This window comes from Campylobacter sp. CFSAN093238 (genome assembly GCF_012898015.1).
GTDB lineage: Bacteria > Campylobacterota > Campylobacteria > Campylobacterales > Campylobacteraceae > Campylobacter_D > Campylobacter_D jejuni.
Window position 1 is genome coordinate 1,564,517 of sequence record NZ_CP040611.1, and the last position, 19,974, is coordinate 1,584,490.

Below are 19,974 nucleotides of genomic sequence, written 5' to 3' on the forward strand. Positions count from 1 at the left end.
TAAAAAGGTATTTTAACGAAAAAAGTTTTAATAAGGCATAAGATGAAAAATGCTTTTTTTGTAACCGCTTCAATTGCTTGTGGTAAAAGCACTTTTATAGAAATAGCGAATTCTTTAGGCTTTAAAAGCATTAGCGCAGATAAAATTGCTCATAAAATTTTAGATGAAAATGCTTTAGAACTTGAAAAGATTTTTTCTCCCTTTAACTTAAAAAATTTACTCACAAAAGAAAAGAAAATCGATAGAAAAATCCTTGGAGAAATTGTTTTTAACAACAAAGAAGCTAAAAAAACCTTAGAAAATTTCACTCATCCTAAAATTCGAGCTAAAATTTTAGAACAAATGCAAATTCTAGATAAAGAAAATAAAGCTTTTTTTGTAGAAATTCCTCTTTTTTTTGAAAGCGGTGCTTATGAAAATTTAGGCAAAGTCATTGTAATTTACACACCTAAAGAATTAAGCCTTAAAAGAATCATGCAAAGAGATAAGCTCAGCTTAGAAGCTGCAAAAGTGAGACTTGATTCTCAAATAGATATTGAAGAAAAACTTAAAAAAGCAGATTTTATCATTAAAAATACTAATTCTTATGTCGATTTTAGGCAAGAATGTGTTAAAGTAATACAAGAAATTTCTAAAGGAAAAATGTGAAATTTTATAAATATTGTGCAAGTGGGAATGATTTTGTCATAACAAATGCTGATAGAAAAGAAGATAGAAGTGCTTTAGCTAAAGAACTTTGCAATCGTTATGAGGGCATAGGTGGGGATGGCTTTATCGTGATATTGCCTCATGAAAAATACGACTTTGAATGGGAATTTTATAATAACGATGGCTCAAGGGCTGCTATGTGTGGCAATGGCTCAAGGGCTGCGGCACATTTTGCACATCATATTAACAAAATAAATCCTAACATGAGTTTTTTAACCGGTGCAGGAATAATAAAAGCAAAGGTAAATCAAGATAAAGTTGAAGTATCTTTAGGCAAAATAAAAAGCGTGCAAAATACTTTTGAAGAATTAGGAAAAACTTGGCAACTTTGCGACACTGGAGTTCCACATCTAGTGCATTTTTGTCAAAATTTAGATGAATTTGATACAATACTTTGTCAAAAAATGAGACAAAAATATAATGCCAATGTTAATTTTGTAAAAATTTTAGATGAAAATCATTTAAAAGTTCGTACCTATGAACGCGGAGTTGAAGATGAAACCTTAGCTTGTGGCACAGGAATGGGGGCTTGTTTTTATCTGGCATTTTTAAATAAAAAAGTACAAAATAAAGTTAAAATAACTCCTAAAAGTGGTGAAGAGGTTGGGTTTACATATAAAAATGAAGAATTGTTTTTTGAAGGAAAGGTAAAGTATTGTTTTGAAGCCAATTATAATTTTTCTTAGTCTTTTTCTAATCCCACTTTTTGCTGATGATCTAAAAAATGGCTTTGGAGAGGAATATTACAAACTTGATATAGATCAAAAAAGACAAATTTTTTTTATAAAAATGAATGAAATGTTTGATCAAAGCTTTAAAAAAATTGAACAAGAAAGAGCTTTTATCGAAGCCTTTTTTAAAGATGCTTACAAAACAGGCTTTAGGACTTCAAATCAAACAAATCTTGAAAAACTTATCACGATAAAAAACAAATATCGCATTGAAAATCTTTATGATTTTGCAGAATATAAAAAACGTATTCAAAAAATTCCAAAATCCATGGGTATAGCCCAAGCTTTAGTTGAAAGTGCTACAGGTACAAGTCGCTTCGCAAGAGAAGCAAATAATCTTTTTGGAGAATGGACTTGGGGTGAGAAAGGTTTAATTCCTGATTTAAGACATCCAGATAAAAAACATAAAATTAAGATTTTTGATAGTCTGCAAGATAGTGTTTACTCTTATGTTTTAAATTTAAATCGTCATTTTGCTTATGAAAAGTTTCGCGATGCAAGAGCTAAATTTGCAAGCGAAGGCAAAGAGATAACAGGACTAGAGGCTATTAAAACTTTAGATTCTTATTCTGAACGCAAGGGATATTATATCAATCTTATTACAAAAATCATCAAACGATACAACCTTGAAAAATACGATACAAACTCAAACAACACCTAAAATCCAAGTGAAAATTTATCAAAAGATATGACTTCAAATTTAACCCCTTGCTCAAAAAAACTATCCTCGCTTGAAAGAGTGATAAAAATCACATGAAAAATTCCAAGTTCTAAAGCCTTTGGTAAAATTTTCTTAGCACGTAATTTAATCAAATCAATATCTAAAGTTGGACTTGAAATATAAGCAATTTTAGATATTTGGCTATAAAAGTTAAAGTATTTGTTATAAAAAAAATCTTCTTTAAATTTAAACAACTCGCTTAAAACTAAATTTTCAAATAAATGCGAAAAATCCTTTGAAATACAAAGATTATTTCTTAGGCCAAAATCTTTAAAATAAATCTTTTGAAGTTTTTTTTCATCATGTTTTAAAGTATAGATCACATAAGTATTTTCTAATTTTTTTATAGCTTGATAAACACTATCTTTTGAAGTTTTTAATATTTTTTTAAGTTCTATAAATATCTTAGAAATACTGATTTGCTGACCCAAATTTAAAGCTAAATACTTTAAAATTTCTAATTCTAAAAGAGTAAAGCTTTGTCTTAGAAGTATGTTTTTTTCTCCAAATTTACTGCGTCCACTTTGCAAAAAAAGACCTACTAAATTATTTATAGGTAAATTTTTCTTACTTACACTAATAAATTCTTCAAAATCAAAATAATCAAGTTCAAGTTCTTCAAACCCATTTATATTTAAATCTTTTATATTTGTACTTAAGATGATGGGAATTTTAATTTTTTCTAAATTAGGGATAAAATCCAAATTATAAAGGCAAAGAATTTTAATTTGTAAATTTTCATTCAGAAAATCAGCAAGTCTTTCTAAACTTTGTTTTTCAAAGCGTGTATCATATAAATCTAAAAACAAAATTTCACTTACTTTAAATTGAGATAAAAAATTAAAAATAAGTGTTTTTTTACCACAAAATCGTGGGCCTTTTATAATAATATTTGGTTTTGAAATTTGATTTTTTCTTTCATAACTTACTTCAAATTTAGGGTGGTTTTCATAAAAAAAATTAAGTACTTTCAATTTTATCCTTTAAAAAAGGATATTATAACCTAGTTTGTATAATTGGGGCATAAAGCCCCTTAAATTACATTTTGCAAGCACCCTGTAAAGTAGCACCTATCATCCAAAGACTTTTTTCATATTTTGCAATATTTTCTTGCGCAAAAGCAGCTGTTGTGGTATCACTTTCTTTTTCTGCTGCTTCATTGAGTTTTTTAAATTCTGCTAAAAGATATTCATAATCTTGTTTGATCAGTTCTATGACTTCAAGCGGAGTAAAGCAATCTTTTGCAACTTTTGGACTTTTTGCATTTTCCATTAAAACTTTTTGGCAAGTGATAGCTTTTTCGCCAAGTTGTAAAACTCTTTCAGCACAACTATCAAAAAGTTCTGCCATTTCTTCATAAGCTTTTTCTGTGTACTCGTGTATAGAAAAAAATTGCAAACCTTTTACATTCCAGTGATAATTATGAAATTTAACCCATAGATGATGAGCATCTGCTTGCATTTGTAATAATTGTTTTGTAACTGACATGATTGACTCCTTTTTTTAATTTTTAAAATTATAACATAAAATTCTTAAATAATAATTATTATTAATTAAAAATTTTTATTATAATTTTAACTTAAAATTATTATACTCTTTTTTAATGAATTTTGATTAAGAATTTAATATATTTTTTAAGATCAACTTTCCAACTTCCACACCAGGTTGATCATAGGTGTTAATCCCTAGCATAACACCGCAAGTTGAAGTAAAAAGTTCATAATAATACATCAAATATCCCGCATGCCAAGCATCAAGTTTTTCAAGTTCTATCACATCAACACTCAAATTTTCAGCGATTAAAGCGTGCATAGTTGCATTACATTGAGCGTTTAAAAGTTCGTGAAGATTGACTTTATTACTTAAAGAATCTAAAAATTTAAAATGAATATCAGGGATAATAGGTGCTTTTTGAGCGTCTTTGATTTTTAAAAAAGTTACAGTTTTATTTTTAGGTCCATCCATAATGAGTTGTAAAAAACTATGCTGATCTCTTGCTCCAATGAGTGCAATAGGAGTTAAACCTATACGTTTATAGCCTTGCTTTTTACCTAAACTTTCAGCAATAAGCTGGATATACCATTCATTAAAGCCTTTAAAAGCATCACTATATGAAAAAAGTACATTGATATTGGCATTTTTGTGTGTGCAATAATGATAGGCTTTTTGTAAAATTTCATCTTTTTTATGAGTAAAAAAATCTTCAAAACAAGCTTTAGCTCCTTCTAAAAGAGCTTTGGCATTATAGCCACAAAAACAAAGCGGAACTATACCTACGGCTGAAAGTATGCTAAAACGACCTCCTACATTTGCAGGGATAAAAAAGCATTTAATACCTAAATTTTCACCTTCTTGATGAAGTTTTGAATCCTTATCGGTAATAAAAACAAAGTATTTTTTTAATTCTTGCATATCAAGTTTAAAATGTTCAATAAGAAGTTTAAAAAGCGATACAACTTCTATAGTACTACCTGTTTTGCTGATGATTAAAAACAAACTTTCCTCAAGCTTGATTTTTTCTAAAGTCTTATTAAAAGAATGTGAACTTGTGTTATCGAGTATAAAAAGTTCTCTTTGGTTGCTTTTTTCATTAAAAAGCATATCACGCAAGGCTTTTACACCACAACTTGAACCACCCATTCCCACTAAAACGATATTTTTTATGTGTTCTTTGTCTTTGATAAAAGCCAAACTCTCATCGATTAAATTCAAACTTGTATCAATAAGATGATAATACCCTATATCTCCACTTTTTACCTCATCATTAATACGATTTGCATAAGAACTTATAGTGTGAATTTCACTTTGCTTAAAAAAAAGTGTATTGTTTAACATTTACTTTTCTCGTAAAAATAATTTGTCGCTTCTACAAAGCCTTCTACACTTCCACAATCAAAGCGTTTTCCTTGAAATTTATAAGCTAAAACCATACCATTGGTTGCTTGAGTTAAAAGCGCGTCAGTAAGTTGGACTTCACCATTTTTTCCCGCTTTAGTATTTTCTAAAATTCCAAAAATATCAGGAGTTAAAATATATCTTCCTATGATAGCAAGATTACTTGGAGCTTCATCAGGACTTGGTTTTTCTATCATAGAATTAACCATGATAAGATTTTCTTCTACAAAATTTCCAGAAATTACTCCATAGTTTGAAACTTGCTCTTTTGGTACTTCCATCACAGCTATGATGGTGCAGCGATATTTTTCATAAATTTTTACCATTTGAGCCATAACATTTAAGCCTTCTTCATTAACACACAAATCATCAGCCAAAATTACGCCAAAAGCTTCATCGCCAACCAAAGGTCTACCTTTTAAAACCGCATCACCTAAGCCTTTCATTTGATTTTGTCTTGTAAAAGTAAAGGTACAACGATTGATCAAAGAGCGAATTTCATCAAGTAAGTATTCTTTTTTTGTACCTGAAATTTGATGTTCAAGTTCATAAGAAATATCAAAATAATCCTCCAAAGCTCTTTTTCCACGCCCTGTGACAAATCCCATATTTTCCATTCCTGCTTCTAAAGCTTCATCAACTCCATAATGGATCAAAGGCTTGGTTAAGATAGGTAACATCTCTTTAGGTAAAGTTTTTGTTGCAGGTAAAAATCTCGTCCCATAACCTGCCGCAGGGAAAATACAAGTTTGAAGCATAAAAATTTCCTTTTATTTTTTTATCATTATAGCTTATTTTTATGAATTTTCATGCAACTAGGCAAAGTTCTTTTTACCTTGTTATTCAAACTCTGCCTTAGCTAATTTAACAATGGTTTCTACTACTTTAGAATCTTCAAGTGTTGAAATATCCTGTTTGATTTCTTCACCTCTTGCTATAGTTCTTAAAATTCTTCTCATTATTTTACCACTTCTAGTTTTTGGCAAATCTGGAGTATAAAGAATTTTTTCTATTTTAGCTATAGGTCCTATTTCTACTCTTAAAATGTCATTAAGTTCTTTTAAAGTTTCTATAGCTCCGCCAAGATCACAACTGGATGCAGGACTTAAAACCACAAAAGCAAACAATGACTCGCCCTTAATCGTATCCAAAATACTCACTACAGCTGATTCTGCTACACTTGGATGTTTAGCAATAGCGCTTTCAATTTCAGCCGTTCCTATACGATGTCCTGCAACATTAACCACATCATCTGTTCTTCCTGTGATGGTAATATAACCATTTTTATCATAAAAAGCACCATCGCCACTAAAATATACAGCTTTTCCATCTTTTTTAGCTTGAGAAAAATAACTTTCTATATAGCGTTCATCATTGCCCCAAATTCCACGAATCATCGAAGGCCAAGGTTTAGTTATACAAAGCAACCCATCTTCACCTTCATCTTTTTTATTGCCTTCTTCATCAATAACTTCTGCAAAAATCCCTGGCAAAGGCAAGGTGGCACAACCTGGTTTTAAAGGAGTGGCGCCTGGTAAAGGCGTGATCATATGCCCACCTGTTTCTGTTTGCCACCAAGTATCGACTATAGGACTTTTAGTTCCCCCTATTTCATCATAAAACCACTTCCAAGCACTAGGATTGATAGGCTCTCCAACCGTTCCAAGCACTTCAAGCGTACTTAAATCATATTTTCTTGGCTCATTAGGTGCATCAGCATGAAGCATTCTTATGGCAGTTGGCGAAGTGTAGAATTTGCTTATTTGATACTCTTCTATCATTCTCCACCAACGCCCAGAATTTGGATAAGTAGGAGTTCCTTCATGCATTATAGTCGTTGCTCCACATGCTAAAGGCCCATAAACTACATAAGTATGTCCTGTAATCCAACCCACATCAGCACTACACCAATAATTATCATAATCTTTAATATCAAAAACCCATTCCATAGTCATTTGTGCCCAAAGTATATATCCTGCACTTGCATGCATAACTCCTTTTGGCTTGCCTGTTGATCCTGAAGTGTAAAGCAAAAACAACAAATCCTCACTATCCATAATTTCGGGTTCACACTTATAAGACTCATTTTTCACAAGTTCGTTATAAACATAGTCCCTTCCTTTAATATATTCTATAGGCTCATTATTGCGTATAACTATAAGTACTTTTTCTACACTTTCACACCCTTCACTTAAAGCCTTATCTACTGCAGGTTTTAACATATAAGGTTTGCCACGACGAAAAGCACCATCAGCCGTTACTACAAGTTTAGCTCCTGCATCTATAATTCTATCTCTTAAGGCTTCAGGAGAAAACCCTCCAAATACTACACTATGAATAGCCCCAATCCTTGCGCAAGCTAACATTACTATAGCTGTTTCTGGAATCATAGGCATATAAATTACAACCCTATCGCCTTTTTTTACTCCGAATTTTTTAAGCAAATTGGCCGCCTTGCAAGTTTCATGCAATAATCTTCTATAAGTATAAACTTCATAATCTCCCATTTCACCTTCAAAAATCAAAGCAGCTTTATTGCGTCTTGTTTTCATATGACGATCAAGACATTGATAACTTACATTTAAAGTTCCACCTTCAAACCATTTATAAAATGGAGCTTTATCCTCATTTAACACTCTTGAAAAAGGCGAAAACCACTCGATCTTCTCAAGTGCTTGTCTTTTCCAAAAACCTTCAAAATCTTCCTTGGCTTCATCGCATAAATCATAGTATTCACATAAATTTTTTATACGAGCATTACGAGAAAATTCTTTACTTGGCTTAAAAAGCTCTTGATTATTTTGATTAAGCATAAAAACTCCTTATATGGTTATTTTTAAACATTATATAAGAGTTTATTTGTATTAAATACAAATTTAAAAAATAATTAATATAAATTTTATAAAAAATGGGAATATTTGTAATATTTTATTTAAATTTTATAATGTATGTTAATTTAAGAAACATATTGCATCTTCATAAAAATAAAGACTGAGTTCTTCGTATAATTTTAAATCGAATTTTAAAAATTCTTGTTTTTCTAAGGCAAATTCTAAAATTTTATCCATACAACTTACCCTTATAAAAACATCACTTTTCCTACTTCTAAGTGCTATAATATAACATTTTTCTAAAATAAAATCATAATTATTTTTTGGGATATTTTTAGAATTAAAAAAAGAAATTTTATAAGGATCAATCGCAATTTTACTTGGAGGTTTTTTAAAATCTTTATATTTTTTACAATTACTAAAATCTATAAAATTACAAAATTTCACACCTTGATTTTCTAGTTCAAAAACATTAGTATTTTCAAATTCTAAAATTTCTCCACTGTGTAAATAAAGCTTTTTTTGCGCCAAAGAATCTAAAAAATGTTTATCATGACTTGCGATTAAAAAACCTGTATTGAAATTTTCATGCATTTTAAGAATAGCTTTTTTAAATAAAAGTGTAGTATTTTTATCCAAAAAAGCACTTGGTTCATCAAGTAAATAATACTTCGCTCTTACGCTTAAAGCTATAGCAAAAGCTATTTTTTGACTTTGTCCTGATGAAAGTTCATTAGGATGTTTACTTAAAAGACTTTCATCTAAATTTAAAAACATCAAACTTTCTTTTATGCGTTCTTCAATATCTTCTTTAATCCCATAAGTTTTTAAGGTAAATAAAAAATTTGCCCTTACACTACGATTTAACAAAATAGGCTCTGGAAAAAGCAAATAAATTTCACGCTTTTGTTTATTATTAGGTTTAAAATTTCCAAAATAAGAAATATTTTTTGAAAAATCTCCTTCTAAAAATTTTAATATTCTTAAAAATGTAGATTTTCCACTTCCATTCGCTCCCATTAAGATGCTAATTTTACTTGTATCAAGTTTTAAATTTTTGATTTTTAAAACTTCTTTGTTTTGATAGTTGAAAAAAAGATTAGAAATTTCTATCATTTTATGTTCTTTTGAGTTTGTGCGTGATGAAATTTAAACAAAAGGCAATGAGAATTAAAACCAAAGCCAAAGCTATACCGCTAGCAAATTCGCCTTTGTTTGTTTCAAGAGAAATAGCTGTGGTTATGGTTCTAGTATCGTATTTGATATTTCCACCTACTATCATCGCTACTCCTACTTCTGCTACAATGCGTCCATAAGCTAGTGCAACGACGCTAATCAAAGCAAAGCGTAATTCATAAATCATCGTTAAAACAAGTTTTAAAGGACTTAGGTGAAAAGATTTTATAAGTAAAAAATGTTTTTTATTCATATTTTCTATCAAATTTGAAAAAAGTGCGATCACTATAGGAAGCGCTAAGATAAACTGCCCTAAAATTAAAGCCTTTATAGTAAAAAGTAGTCCAAATTCTCCCAAAGGTCCTCGACTTGAAATCAGCGCATAAAGTATAAGTCCTACTGCAACTGTTGGAAAAGAGAGGCTAGTATCTATGATAAGTTTTATAAAGCGTTTGATTTTAAAATCAAAAAAGCCTAAGATAAATCCCAAAGGAAAACCTATAAGCAAAGCTAAAACTATAGAAATACTTGAGCTTAAAAGTGTAGTTTTTATAGCTGAAATTACGCTTTCATCAGCATTGAAAAGTAAAAATAAAGCCTGTTTAAAACCATCAAAAATATAATCCAAAAATATCCTTTTTAAAATAAGTAATTTTAGCATAATTATGCTAAAATATTTTTTTATGTAAATTTATAAGGAAAAAAAATGAAAAAAATCATTTCTTTAGCCCTTGCTTTAGCTTTAAGTGCAAGTGCAGCAGAACTTAAAATGGCAACTACAACAAGCACTGACAATACAGGACTTTTAGATGCTCTAAAACCTCTTTATGAAAAAGAAAGTGGCAATACCTTAAAATGGGTTGCCGTAGGAACAGGTGCGGCTTTAAAAATGGGTGAAGATTGCAATGCTGATGTGCTTTTTGTGCATTCTCCAAAGGCTGAAAAAGAATTTATGAAAAAAGACTTTGGCGTAGATAGAACTCCTGTGATGTATAATGATTTTATCATCATCGCAGATAAATCTTTAGCTTCTAAATTTAAAGGTAAAAATTTAAAAGAAAGCTTAGAACTTATCAAAAATGAAAAGCTTACTTTCATCTCAAGAGGCGATAAATCAGGCACTGACAATAAAGAAAAAAGCCTTTGGAAAAATCTTGGTGGTGTTCCTGAAAAGCAAAGCTGGTATCAACAAAGCGGACAAGGTATGTTAGCAAGCATTAAAATCGCTGAAGAAAAAAAAGGTGTGATTTTAACCGATCGTGGTACTTATATCAAATATGAAGCCAATGAAAAAGGCAAACCAAACTTAGTTATTGTAAATGAAGGCGATGATAGTCTTAAAAATTTTTATTCTGTTATAGCGACAAATCCTAAGCATTGTAAAAATGTAAATTATACAGAAGCTAGTAAATTTATCAAATGGGTAACAAGTGATAAGACTTTAAATTTCATTGCTGATTTTAAACTTCTTAATAAACCTTTATTTGTAATTGATGCAAAAACAAGAAAAGACTAAAAATTAAGCAGGTTTTAACCTGCTTAAAATATCATTTTTTACTTATTGTAACTTTTTTATTTATTTTTCAAAACTTTTAGCTTATTTAAAATTCTTCTTTAGATATAATAAAATCAATAATTAAATATACAAGGTCAAATAATGTTCAAAGTGGATTTAAATAGTGATTTAGGGGAAAGTTTTGGCGCCTATAAAATGGGAATGGATGAAGAAATTTTAAAATTTGTAAGTTCAGTAAATGTCGCTTGTGGCTTTCATGCGGGTGATCCTTGTGTGATGGATGAAACCTTAAATTTAGCCAAGCAAAATGGTGTTTGCATAGGAGCACATCCATCTTATCCTGATCTTTTGGGTTTTGGAAGACGCAATATGCAAATAAGCTTTGAAGAGGCTAAAAACTATGCCTTGTATCAACTAGGAGCTTTATTTGGCTTTGCTAAGGCAAAAGGTATGAAAATACAGCATTTTAAAGCCCATGGGGCGCTTTATAATATGGCAGCTATTGATGAAAATTTAGCCTTAGCACTTTGTGAGGCAGTGGCGAGTTTTGATGAAAATATTATTTTTCTAGGGCTTAGTAATTCTGCTATGAATGAAGCAGCTAAGAAAAAGGGTTTAAGATATGCTAATGAAGTTTTTGCAGATCGTGCCTATAATGATGATGGCACTTTAGTTTCAAGAAAATTAGAAGGGGCGTTAATACACGATGAAAATTTAGCTATCAAACGCGTGATAAAAATGATAAAAGAAAGCAAAGTTACAAGCATAAATGGCAAGGAAATTGATTTAAAAGCCGATAGTATTTGTGTTCATGGGGATAATGCAAAAGCTTTAGAATTTGTTAAAAAAATCAAAGAAAATTTAAAAAAAGAGCAAATTCAAATTTGTGCTTTGGAAAATTTTATATAAGTTTTAGCAATGTTTAGTGTGCATTTTAGTGGAAGTAAAGCTTTGCTTTTGCGTTTTGAGCAAGAAATTTCACCTCAAATCAATGCCTATGTTTTAAGCACAGAACAAAGGATACAAAAAGCCCTAAAAGAAGGTGAAATTTATGGGATTGATGAGTTGGCAAGTGCTTATGCAAGCTTGCTTATATATTTTAATCCTTGCGTGCTTTCTTTAAATTCCTTGCTTGATTTTTTGGAAAAAATTAAAAAGGATATTAAACTTGCAGAACAAAACTCAAGTCTTTGTATAGAAGTTCCACTTTGTTATGATGAAGAATTTGGGCTGGATTTAGAATTTGTGTGCAAACACAATCAAATTTCAAAAGAAGAGCTTATATCTCTTCACACTAAACCTTATTATCTTGTTTTTATGCTAGGTTTTATGGCAGGTTTTCCTTATCTTGGAGGTTTAGATGAAAGACTTTTTACCCCACGCCTTTCAAGCCCTAGAGCAAAAATAGAAGCTGGAAGTGTAGGTATAGCCGATAAACAAACAGGAGTTTATCCCATATCAAGTCCAGGGGGTTGGCAAATCATTGCTAGAACACCTTTGGAATTTTTTGATAAAGAAGATGAAAAAAATCCCACTCTTTTAAAAGCGGGTATGTTTTTAAAATTTAAAGCCATTTCAAAAGATGAATTTTTCGATATCCAAGAGCAAGTTGCTAAAAAAGTCTATCAAAAGGAAATTTATGAGTATAAAAATCATTGAAGCATCTATAAATTCAAGTTTGCAAGACTTTGGTAGAAAAAAATTTGCTAAATTTGGCATAGCAAGAAGTGGAGCTATGGATGAAGATGCTTTAAGAATGGCAAATATCTTGCTTGGAAACAAACAAGATGAAGCAGGAATTGAGCTTTGTTTAAAGGGTGGAAAATACGAATTTTTAGATGAGAATTATTTTGTTTTAAGTGGAGCTGAATTTGAGGCAAAGCTTGATAATCAAAAAATCAAAACTTGCAAAGTATATCAAGCAAATAAAGGCGATATTTTAGAACTTGATTTAGCAAAAATAGGTTTTCGTGGGTATTTATGCGTAGCGGGTGGCTTTGAAGTAAAAAGTTTTTTAAACTCTAAATCCAGTGATGCTAAAATGGGAGCTGGAGTTTTTGAAGGAAGAGCTTTGCAAAAAGATGATATTTTAAATACTCATAATACTTTTATACCTTTTAATTTAGAAGCTAGAGAATGTGAAAATCCTCTTTTTAAAAGCCCTAAAGAGCCTATTATACGCGTTATTTTAGGAACAAATGAAGATGCTTTTACCCAAAAAGGCATAGAAACCTTTTTAAATACTACTTATAAAGTAGGTTTAAAAAGCGATAGAATGGCAATTTATGCAGAATCTAGTGAAAGTATAGAGCATAAAAACTCAGCAGATATCATCTCAGATCCTGCGGTTTTTGGAAGTATACAAGTGCCAAAAAGTGGTATTCCTATCATTTTAATGGCAGGAAGACAAAGCACAGGAGGCTATACAAAAATAGCCACGGTTATAGAAAATGATCTAAGCTTACTCGCACAAGCTAAGTTAGGTTCTAGCTTTAAATTTCAAAGCATTAGCATGCAAGAAGCCTTAGAACTTTATAAACAAAGAGAAATGAAATTTAAAGCTATGGATCAAAAAATCAATCTTGATTTTGAAAATTTAATCTAAGCTTTTTTGCCATAAATATTGATAAAATATATAGCACCTATAGCCAAGGCACAACCTAACAAGGTAAGTGCATTTGGCACCTCATCTAGTATAAAATAACTACAAATTAAAGCACTAGCAGGAGTGATTAAAACAAAAGAATTTGCCTTAACGCTTCCTAAAATGTGAATCCCATAATAATAAATACTAGTTCCTATAATAGTTGATAAAAAAGCCACGACAAACATACTGATCCAAAATTTAAATTCAAAATGAAAAATTTCATAACTTTTTACATCAAACAATATCCAAGAAAACATTAAAATAGAAATGAGATTAATATAAAAGTTAATCGCCAAAGGGTGAGCTCCTTTGGCTTTATGATTAAACACTGCCATCAAAGCCCAAATAAAAGAACAAGTTAAAAATAAAATATTAAATTTACCAAATAAATCTTCTAAACTCCCTAAATTTAGCAAACAAAATCCAGATAATAAACCTAAAAATAAGCCTAGAATTTCACTCTTTGTGATCTTGTGAGTTGATTTTTTGTTTTTTTGAAAAAATATCGCTATCATAAATATCAAATAAGAAAAAATAGGAATCATAGTGGTTACTAAAACTCCTCCTTTGCCTGCCAAGCCGTGCTTTATAGCGATAAAAAATACAAAGGCATAAAGCCCATTTAAAACTCCTGCTATCAATACCCATTTTAAGGCAGTTTTTTCGATTTTAAGAGGAATTTTTAAGAAGTTTAAAACAAAAAATGAACCCAATACAACAAAGAAAAAACGCCAAAAGGTAATAATAGAAGTATCCGTATAATTTGCTAAAATCTTAGATGTTGGCCAAGATGAGCCCCATAAAAACATAGCAATAACAAGCAAGATATACAAATACTTTGTTCGAGTCAATGTTGCACCTTGAAATTTTTAAGTCAAATTTTTTAAAAAATTTTTTTCAAGTGTAGTTCATACTCGTTTAGATATTTTTCCACTTGAGGATTTTTTACCACATCATTACACATAAAAGTTGGTAAAGCTTTCATACCTATAAATTCATGAGCCTTATGCAAATGCCAATACACCATATCTACACCCTTTCCTTCAAAAAATTCATTTTTATCATTAAAGGCTTCAAGAGGTGCATTCCAAGTGAGAGAAAACATGTATTTTTTACCATGATCTAAACCACCTTTTCCGTAGTTTTTACTAGGATTTTCATGAGTTCTTCCATCATTTTTAAAAAGCACTCCAGCACCCAAACCAAACACTTCATCGATATATTTTTTAACTATCCAAGGCTCCCCCATCCACCAAGCTGGCATTTGATAGATCACAGCATCAGCTTTTATAAATTTTTGCATCTCTTCTTTAGGATCATATCCTTGATCTATGTGAGTTTGATCTACCTCGTATCCTAGTGTTTTTAAAATTTCTAAAGCATGATTATGCAATGTCAAATTAAGTTGTCCTTTTGAATTTCCAAATTCTTTAGCACCATTAAGCAAGAGTATATTTTTCATTTTTATCCTTTTTTAAATTTTATGATACAATTATAACTTAGCATAATATCATTTTCAATACAGAAAATAAAGTAATATACTATACTAAAGGAATGTTAAATGACTAAAGAGAATTCTCCGTGCAATTTCGAAGAATGTGGATTTAACTATACTCTAGCATTAATTAATGGAAAATATAAAATGAGTATTTTATACTGCTTATTTCGCTATGAAATCGTGCGTTATAATGAACTCAAACGCTTTTTAAGCTCCATATCTTTTAAAACTTTAACCAATACCTTAAGAGAACTAGAAAACGATGGTTTAATTATCAGAAAAGAATACGCTCAAATTCCACCCAAGGTAGAATATAGCTTATCCAAACGTGGACAAAGTTTAATTCCCATTTTACAAGCTATGAGCAAATGGGGCAAGAAAGACAAAAAAGGGAAAAAATGCTTGAATTAATTGGTGAACTTTCTTTGCAAAATTATATGGGAGAATGGCTTGAAATAGCTAGAAAACCGGCCTTTTTTCAAAAATCTTGCCTAAATTCAAAGGCAAAATACGAGCTTAAATACAAAAATGGCATTCCTTATGTAGAAATTGAGAATTTTTGCAGTAAAAAAAATGAAATTTCAAGTATAAAGGGTAAGGCAAAAATCGTTTCAAATAGGCAATTAGCAGTGAGATTTAACATCTTTATGAACCTTTTTAATAAAGTAAATTATGAAATCATTTTTGTTGATAGCGAGTATAAAGTTGCCATTGTGGGTAGTCCTGATAAAAAATATCTTTGGATTTTAGCAAGAAATATAATAGATGAAAAAAATATAAAAGAGCTTTTAAACATCGCTAAGCAAAGGGGATTTGACATTAGCGATGTGGTTTTTGATAAGTATTAAATTATTCTTTTGTCATATCAATGACATAGCGAAATTTAGCCTTTCCTGAGGTTAGATTTTCATAAGCTTTATCGATTTCTTGTGGGGTAATAAGCTCGGTTTCTGGATAAATTCCGTGTTTTAAAGAAAAATCAAGCATTTCTTGAGTTTCAGCAATACCACCAATTAACGAGCCATAAACCTTTTTACCTGCCTTATGTACAAAGGTTATCACGCTGATACTTGGAGCAACTTCGTGAGGTGGCAAACCCACTATCGCCATTTCACCGCCAAATTTAAGCAAATCCAAATAAATAGCAGGATTATAAGGCGTTGGAATGGTTGAGATGATTAAATCAAAACGTTCTTTTACAGCGTTTTTATCGCAGCTTGTGTAAAATGAGCTTACACCCATAGCCAAAGCATCGGCTTTTTTGTTTTCATTTCTAGCAAAAACGCTAACCTTTGCACCCATTTTCACAGCATATTTAACCGCCATCATACCAAGTCCGCCAAATCCCGCTACTGCTACGCTTGAGCCTTCTTTGATATTTGAAAATTTAAGCGGAGAATAAGTGGTAATTCCTGCACAAAGCAAAGGCGCGACTTTTTCCATCGGTGCATCTTTTGGCACACAAACGGCAAATTTTTCACTTACAACTATGTTGTTTGAGTAGCCCCCATAAGTGTTTTCATTGCCATGAAATACATCACAACTATTGTAAGTAAAGATGGTTTTGCCATTTTCGCAAAACTGCTCTTGTGAGCGTTTGCAAGCATCGCACTCACCGCATGAATTTACCATACAACCAACCCCTGCGTAATCTCCTACTTTAAATTTACTCACATTTTTACCCACAGCGATAACTTCTCCTGCTATCTCATGCCCAGGCACGCAAGGATAAGTAGCTTCTCCCCACTCGCTTCTTGCGGTGTGAATATCGCTATGACAAATGCCTGCATATAGGATTTTAATCAAAATATCATTATCGCCAATAGCATGGCGGCTAAATTCAAAAGGTGTAAATTTCGCATCCTTGCTAAGCATTGCATAGCCTTTACTTGCGATGCGATTGTTTTCTAAAATTTTGTATTGCATTTTTGCTCCTTTTTTGATTTTTTATAATTATAAAACATTAGAGTAGCTATAAGTCAAGAGTGAAAATAATTTTTTAAAAATTAGTATAAATACTGGATACTAGTGAAATTGTATAAAATTAAGCAAATTTTATAACAAAGACATAGTTGCAACGACAAATCAAGCTATCTATAATAAAGATAAAAGAAAATAATACAAACAAATTTAATTTCAGTATCGCTTAAATTCTACTCGTTAGCTAATTCCTTAGCCAAAATTTCAGCTTGAGCTAAAACTCCATCAATTGCAAGTTGTTGCATATCAGGTGGATAACCATACTTATTTAACACTCTTTTTACAGCTACTCTTAATCTTGCTCTTACATTTTCTTTTATCATCCAGTCTATACTTACATTGTTTTTGATAATTTGCAGTATTTCACTAACGAGTGCTAATAGTTTTTCATTGCCTAAAATCTTTTCATACTCATCATTACAAGCAAGTGCTGAGTAAAAGGCGTATTCATAGTCTTTTAAACCTAACTTCTTAGCCTCATCTTCCATACTTACTATGCTTTTACTCATATTTATTAGCTCATCTAGCGCCTCGCTTGATGAGATTAGCTTATTGTTATATTTTTTGATAGCATCACTAAGCATTTGTGCTAATTTTTTAGCCTTTGTTAGGCTTAGCTTTTCTCTTGCTTTTATCTCATCATTTAGTATCTTTTTTAGCATTTCAAAGGCTAAATTTTTACGCTTCATATTCTTTACTTCTAGTAAAAACTCATCAGAAAGTATAGATATATCAGGCTTTTTTATACCACTAGCATCAAAAATATCCACCACTTTAGATGATACAATAGCTTTATCTACTACTTGCTTTATCAAAGCTTGATTAAGCAAATTTTCATTCTCATTTTCTTTAGCAAACTTTAAAAACCTAGCCTTTATCGCATACATAAAAGCGATTTTATTCTTTATGCTCAAAGCTTTTTCGTGTGGCATAGCTATCGTGTAGGCTTTATCAAGTGCTGCAAATTCTTTTATAAATCTGTTCTTACCATCTTCATTTGATAATATATGCTCTTCTACATCAAGTATATATTCAAGTTTAGCCCCCGTATCAAGTTCAAAGTATTTTTCATAGTCATTTGGCAGCATTTGTTCTACGATTTCAAGCTTTTCTATCATCACTTTTACAGCGTCTTCTTGAGTAGTGATTATATCGCCCTTGCCACCACTTTCACTATAAAATGATAAAGCTTTTTTCAAATCACTTGCAATCCCAAGATAATCCACCACAAGCCCACTAGGTTTATCCTTATAAACCCTATTTACTCTAGCTATAGCTTGCATTAGATTATGCCCTTTCATAGGCTTATCTATATAAAGAGTATGAAGCGATGGCACATCAAAGCCAGTTAGCCACATATCCACCACTATAACTAGTTTTAATTCATCGTCTATATTTCTCATACGATTTGCCAAAAACTGCTTTTGAATCTTACTTGTATGATGTTTACTAAACTCTACCCCATCGCTAGAGCTTGAAGTCATCACTACTTTTATAGCCCCGCTACTTAGCTCATCGCTATGCCAACTTGGTCTTATTTTTATGATTTCATCATATAGTTTTATAGCTACGCTTCGGCTTATACTTACTATCATACCTTTTCCGCCGAGCTTACTAGACCTTGTTTCAAAGTGTTTTACTATATCTTTAGCGATTTGTTTTAGTCTGCTTGTGCTACCTACTAAAGCTTCTAGCTTAGTAGCTTTTGCTTTTTGGCTATCTTGGTTTTCAAGCTTTTCATCTAATTCATTTACAAGCCTTTTTCCTTCTTCGCTTAGCTCTATTTTGGCAAGTCTGCTTTCATAATATATACTCACAGTAGCACCATCTTCAACAGCTCTTGATATATCATATATATCTATGTAGTTTCCAAAAACTGCAGGGGTGTTTATATCATGGCTTTCAATTGGCGTTCCTGTAAATCCTATATAAGTAGCATTTGGCAAAGCATCACGCAGATATTTTGCGAAACCATAAACTATCTTTTGCCCTAGCACATCGCCACTTTTTGACTTTTCTTCTACTACTTTTGCATCAAAGCCGTATTGGGTTCTGTGTGCTTCATCTGCAATTACGATGATATTATCTCTAAGCGATAAGCACTCAAATACATTATCATTTTCTGGACTAAATTTTTGAATAGTAGTAAATACCACTCCACCACTAGCTACCCTTAAAAGCTCTTTTAAATGCTCTTTATCGTTTGCTTGTTTTGGCTCTTGTCTTAAAAGGTTCGCACAACTTGCAAAAGTACCAAAAAGCTGATCATCTAGATCATTTCTATCCGTGATAAGCAAAATCGTAGGATTATTTAAAGCCTTTATCGCTTTAGCACTATAAAACACCATAGACAAAGACTTCCCACTACCTTGCGTATGCCACACCACGCCACCTTTTTTATCTCCGTCTTTGCTACTTGCTGTGATTGTTCTACTAATGGCTTTATTTACTGCGTAGTATTGATGATAGCAAGCGATTTTTTTGGTAGTTTTTATACTTAAAATACCATTTAAATCTCTTATTTGCTCTTTTTCAAAAACTATGAAATTGCAAATGATATCTAGCAAGGTTTTTGGATTTAGCATACCATCTATTAAGGTTTTAATTTCTAAAGACTTGTTTGGAGCGTAGTTTATCCCATCGCTACTTTTCCACGCCATAAACCTTGAAAAATCAGCCGAAATACTCCCCGCCCTAGCAAAATACCCATCGCTTATCACACAAAAAGCATTATATGTAAAAATACTTGGGATTGTTTGTTTATAAGTGTTTATTTGATTATAAGCTGAGTTTATCGTGGCGTTTTCATCGCTTGGGCTTTTTAGCTCCATTAAAACAAGCGGAATTCCATTTATATATAGCACTACATCGGGGATTTTGTTTTCTTTAGCTTCTGTGATGCTTAGCTGGTTTGTTGCTATAAATTCATTGTTGCTTGCATTATTAAAATCAATTAGATTTATGATATCAGCTCTGCTTTCGCCGTCTTTTGTAGTGTTTATATTTACCCCATTTACAAGCTTATAATGAAAGTTTTCATTGCTATCTAAAAGGCTAAGATGATTTTTGCTTTTTAGCTCCTTATAAATTTCATTAGCTTTTGATAAATCAAGCTGTGGATTTAGCCTACAAAGTGCATTTACAAGGCTAGTTTCTAGCAAAACTTCATCAGTGGCTCTTACAGGCTTTTCATAGCACCACCCATGCTCAAGTAGTGATGATATAACAAACTGCTCTAAATCAAACTCACTAGTCTTCGCCTTGCTCATTT

The 19,974-nt window shown here is 31.2% G+C and carries 20 protein-coding genes; 9 read left to right on the forward strand and 11 right to left on the reverse strand.

Going from position 1 to position 19,974, the window contains the following annotated elements:
• Nucleotides 1-42: 42 nt before the first annotated feature.
• The 3 genes from coaE to FBF21_RS07980 are packed head-to-tail and all read left to right on the forward strand — an operon-like array spanning nucleotide 43 to nucleotide 2,100.
• Nucleotides 43-648 (forward strand): dephospho-CoA kinase, encoded by a 606-nt coding sequence (coaE, locus tag FBF21_RS07970; RefSeq protein WP_002860686.1) that lies wholly within the window; start codon nucleotides 43-45, stop codon nucleotides 646-648.
• Complete coding sequence (gene dapF / locus FBF21_RS07975; RefSeq protein ID WP_002867218.1) at nucleotides 645-1,394, forward strand: diaminopimelate epimerase; 750 nt, start codon at nucleotides 645-647, stop codon at nucleotides 1,392-1,394. The genes coaE and dapF overlap by 4 nt, the downstream gene beginning before the upstream one ends.
• Nucleotides 1,369-2,100, forward strand: a complete 732-nt coding sequence (locus FBF21_RS07980) for a glucosaminidase domain-containing protein (RefSeq protein ID WP_002855377.1) — start codon at nucleotides 1,369-1,371, stop codon at nucleotides 2,098-2,100. The genes dapF and FBF21_RS07980 overlap by 26 nt, the downstream gene beginning before the upstream one ends.
• Here FBF21_RS07980 and FBF21_RS07985 read toward each other — a convergent pair.
• From FBF21_RS07985 to tupB, 7 genes are all read right to left on the reverse strand, one after another.
• Entirely contained in the window at nucleotides 2,097-3,134 is a 1,038-nt protein-coding gene (locus FBF21_RS07985; protein WP_002886537.1) for an ATP-binding protein, read from the reverse strand. The genes FBF21_RS07980 and FBF21_RS07985 overlap by 4 nt on opposite strands.
• Nucleotides 3,135-3,198: 64 nt before the next feature.
• On the reverse strand, nucleotides 3,199-3,648 hold the full coding sequence (locus FBF21_RS07990) for a Dps family protein (RefSeq protein WP_002851546.1): 450 nt from the start codon (nucleotides 3,646-3,648) through the stop codon (nucleotides 3,199-3,201).
• Nucleotides 3,649-3,774: 126 nt separating this feature from the next.
• Entirely contained in the window at nucleotides 3,775-4,995 is a 1,221-nt protein-coding gene (locus FBF21_RS07995) for a glucose-6-phosphate isomerase (RefSeq protein ID WP_002860682.1), read from the reverse strand.
• A complete protein-coding gene (galU, locus tag FBF21_RS08000) occupies nucleotides 4,989-5,813 on the reverse strand; it encodes a UTP--glucose-1-phosphate uridylyltransferase GalU (protein WP_002860681.1) in 825 nt (274 codons plus the stop codon). Before galU ends, FBF21_RS07995 begins: the two co-directional genes overlap by 7 nt.
• Before the next feature lie 81 nt (nucleotides 5,814-5,894).
• Nucleotides 5,895-7,868, reverse strand: coding sequence for an acetate--CoA ligase (gene acs / locus FBF21_RS08005; protein WP_002869555.1), 1,974 nt, complete (start codon nucleotides 7,866-7,868; stop codon nucleotides 5,895-5,897).
• A 138-nt stretch (nucleotides 7,869-8,006) separates the two neighbouring features.
• A complete protein-coding gene (gene tupC, locus FBF21_RS08010) occupies nucleotides 8,007-9,002 on the reverse strand; it encodes a tungstate ABC transporter ATP-binding protein TupC (RefSeq protein ID WP_002867877.1) in 996 nt (331 codons plus the stop codon).
• Nucleotide 9,003: 1 nt separating this feature from the next.
• The gene (tupB, locus tag FBF21_RS08015; protein WP_002867876.1) at nucleotides 9,004-9,690 is read right to left on the reverse strand and encodes a tungstate ABC transporter permease TupB; all 687 of its coding nucleotides are present in this window, start codon (nucleotides 9,688-9,690) and stop codon (nucleotides 9,004-9,006) included.
• Between the two features lie 78 nt (nucleotides 9,691-9,768).
• Between tupB and tupA the strand changes: the two genes are divergently transcribed.
• The 4 genes from tupA (at nucleotide 9,769) to FBF21_RS08035 (ending at nucleotide 13,183) form a co-directional block, all read left to right on the forward strand.
• The gene (gene tupA / locus FBF21_RS08020) at nucleotides 9,769-10,578 is read left to right on the forward strand and encodes a tungstate ABC transporter substrate-binding protein TupA (RefSeq protein WP_002867875.1); all 810 of its coding nucleotides are present in this window, start codon (nucleotides 9,769-9,771) and stop codon (nucleotides 10,576-10,578) included.
• Nucleotides 10,579-10,719: 141 nt separating this feature from the next.
• Complete coding sequence (locus tag FBF21_RS08025; RefSeq protein ID WP_002851457.1) at nucleotides 10,720-11,487, forward strand: LamB/YcsF family protein; 768 nt, start codon at nucleotides 10,720-10,722, stop codon at nucleotides 11,485-11,487.
• 9 nt (nucleotides 11,488-11,496) lie between these two features.
• A complete protein-coding gene (gene pxpB, locus FBF21_RS08030) occupies nucleotides 11,497-12,237 on the forward strand; it encodes a 5-oxoprolinase subunit PxpB (protein ID WP_168985471.1) in 741 nt (246 codons plus the stop codon).
• The gene (locus tag FBF21_RS08035; RefSeq protein ID WP_002858255.1) at nucleotides 12,218-13,183 is read left to right on the forward strand and encodes a biotin-dependent carboxyltransferase family protein; all 966 of its coding nucleotides are present in this window, start codon (nucleotides 12,218-12,220) and stop codon (nucleotides 13,181-13,183) included. Before pxpB ends, FBF21_RS08035 begins: the two co-directional genes overlap by 20 nt.
• On the opposite strand, the gene FBF21_RS08040 is transcribed toward FBF21_RS08035, so the two are convergent.
• Nucleotides 13,180-14,076 carry a DMT family transporter gene (locus tag FBF21_RS08040; RefSeq protein WP_002869215.1) on the reverse strand — a complete coding sequence of 299 codons (897 nt, stop codon included), beginning with the start codon at nucleotides 14,074-14,076 and terminating at the stop codon, nucleotides 13,180-13,182. The two genes, FBF21_RS08035 and FBF21_RS08040, sit on opposite strands and share 4 nt — an antisense overlap.
• Before the next feature lie 32 nt (nucleotides 14,077-14,108).
• Complete coding sequence (locus FBF21_RS08045; protein ID WP_002860674.1) at nucleotides 14,109-14,687, reverse strand: NAD(P)H-dependent oxidoreductase; 579 nt, start codon at nucleotides 14,685-14,687, stop codon at nucleotides 14,109-14,111.
• 99 nt (nucleotides 14,688-14,786) lie between these two features.
• Here FBF21_RS08045 and FBF21_RS08050 point away from each other — a divergent pair, with 99 nt between their 5' ends.
• Both FBF21_RS08050 and FBF21_RS08055 read left to right on the forward strand, forming a co-directional pair.
• On the forward strand, nucleotides 14,787-15,134 hold the full coding sequence (locus FBF21_RS08050; protein WP_002855295.1) for a helix-turn-helix domain-containing protein: 348 nt from the start codon (nucleotides 14,787-14,789) through the stop codon (nucleotides 15,132-15,134).
• Nucleotides 15,122-15,571 (forward strand): lipocalin family protein, encoded by a 450-nt coding sequence (locus tag FBF21_RS08055; protein WP_002851461.1) that lies wholly within the window; start codon nucleotides 15,122-15,124, stop codon nucleotides 15,569-15,571. Before FBF21_RS08050 ends, FBF21_RS08055 begins: the two co-directional genes overlap by 13 nt.
• A gap of 1 nt (nucleotide 15,572) precedes the next feature.
• Here the strand turns inward: FBF21_RS08055 and FBF21_RS08060 are convergent, their stop codons facing one another.
• Together FBF21_RS08060 and FBF21_RS08065 are read right to left on the reverse strand one after the other, a co-directional pair.
• Entirely contained in the window at nucleotides 15,573-16,649 is a 1,077-nt protein-coding gene (locus FBF21_RS08060; protein WP_002851455.1) for an alcohol dehydrogenase catalytic domain-containing protein, read from the reverse strand.
• A gap of 227 nt (nucleotides 16,650-16,876) precedes the next feature.
• Nucleotides 16,877-19,972, reverse strand: a complete 3,096-nt coding sequence (locus tag FBF21_RS08065; RefSeq protein WP_002858356.1) for a type I restriction endonuclease subunit R — start codon at nucleotides 19,970-19,972, stop codon at nucleotides 16,877-16,879.
• Between the last annotated feature and the right edge of the window lie 2 nt (nucleotides 19,973-19,974).

What these genes read in the sequence shown, in the direction of transcription:
- coaE (WP_002860686.1), top strand. Translation starts at nt 43, where the DNA reads ATGAAAAATGCTTTTTTTGTAACCGCTTCAATTGCTTGTGGTAAAAGC.
- FBF21_RS07990 (WP_002851546.1), bottom strand. Translation starts at nt 3,648, where the DNA reads ATGTCAGTTACAAAACAATTATTACAAATGCAAGCAGATGCTCATCAT.
- FBF21_RS07995 (WP_002860682.1), bottom strand. Translation starts at nt 4,995, where the DNA reads ATGTTAAACAATACACTTTTTTTTAAGCAAAGTGAAATTCACACTATA.
- galU (WP_002860681.1), bottom strand. Translation starts at nt 5,813, where the DNA reads ATGCTTCAAACTTGTATTTTCCCTGCGGCAGGTTATGGGACGAGATTT.
- acs (WP_002869555.1), bottom strand. Translation starts at nt 7,868, where the DNA reads ATGCTTAATCAAAATAATCAAGAGCTTTTTAAGCCAAGTAAAGAATTT.
- tupC (WP_002867877.1), bottom strand. Translation starts at nt 9,002, where the DNA reads ATGATAGAAATTTCTAATCTTTTTTTCAACTATCAAAACAAAGAAGTT.
- tupA (WP_002867875.1), top strand. Translation starts at nt 9,769, where the DNA reads ATGAAAAAAATCATTTCTTTAGCCCTTGCTTTAGCTTTAAGTGCAAGT.
- FBF21_RS08025 (WP_002851457.1), top strand. Translation starts at nt 10,720, where the DNA reads ATGTTCAAAGTGGATTTAAATAGTGATTTAGGGGAAAGTTTTGGCGCC.
- pxpB (WP_168985471.1), top strand. Translation starts at nt 11,497, where the DNA reads ATGTTTAGTGTGCATTTTAGTGGAAGTAAAGCTTTGCTTTTGCGTTTT.
- FBF21_RS08035 (WP_002858255.1), top strand. Translation starts at nt 12,218, where the DNA reads ATGAGTATAAAAATCATTGAAGCATCTATAAATTCAAGTTTGCAAGAC.
- FBF21_RS08045 (WP_002860674.1), bottom strand. Translation starts at nt 14,687, where the DNA reads ATGAAAAATATACTCTTGCTTAATGGTGCTAAAGAATTTGGAAATTCA.
- FBF21_RS08050 (WP_002855295.1), top strand. Translation starts at nt 14,787, where the DNA reads ATGACTAAAGAGAATTCTCCGTGCAATTTCGAAGAATGTGGATTTAAC.
- FBF21_RS08055 (WP_002851461.1), top strand. Translation starts at nt 15,122, where the DNA reads ATGCTTGAATTAATTGGTGAACTTTCTTTGCAAAATTATATGGGAGAA.
- FBF21_RS08060 (WP_002851455.1), bottom strand. Translation starts at nt 16,649, where the DNA reads ATGCAATACAAAATTTTAGAAAACAATCGCATCGCAAGTAAAGGCTAT.
- FBF21_RS08065 (WP_002858356.1), bottom strand. Translation starts at nt 19,972, where the DNA reads ATGAGCAAGGCGAAGACTAGTGAGTTTGATTTAGAGCAGTTTGTTATA.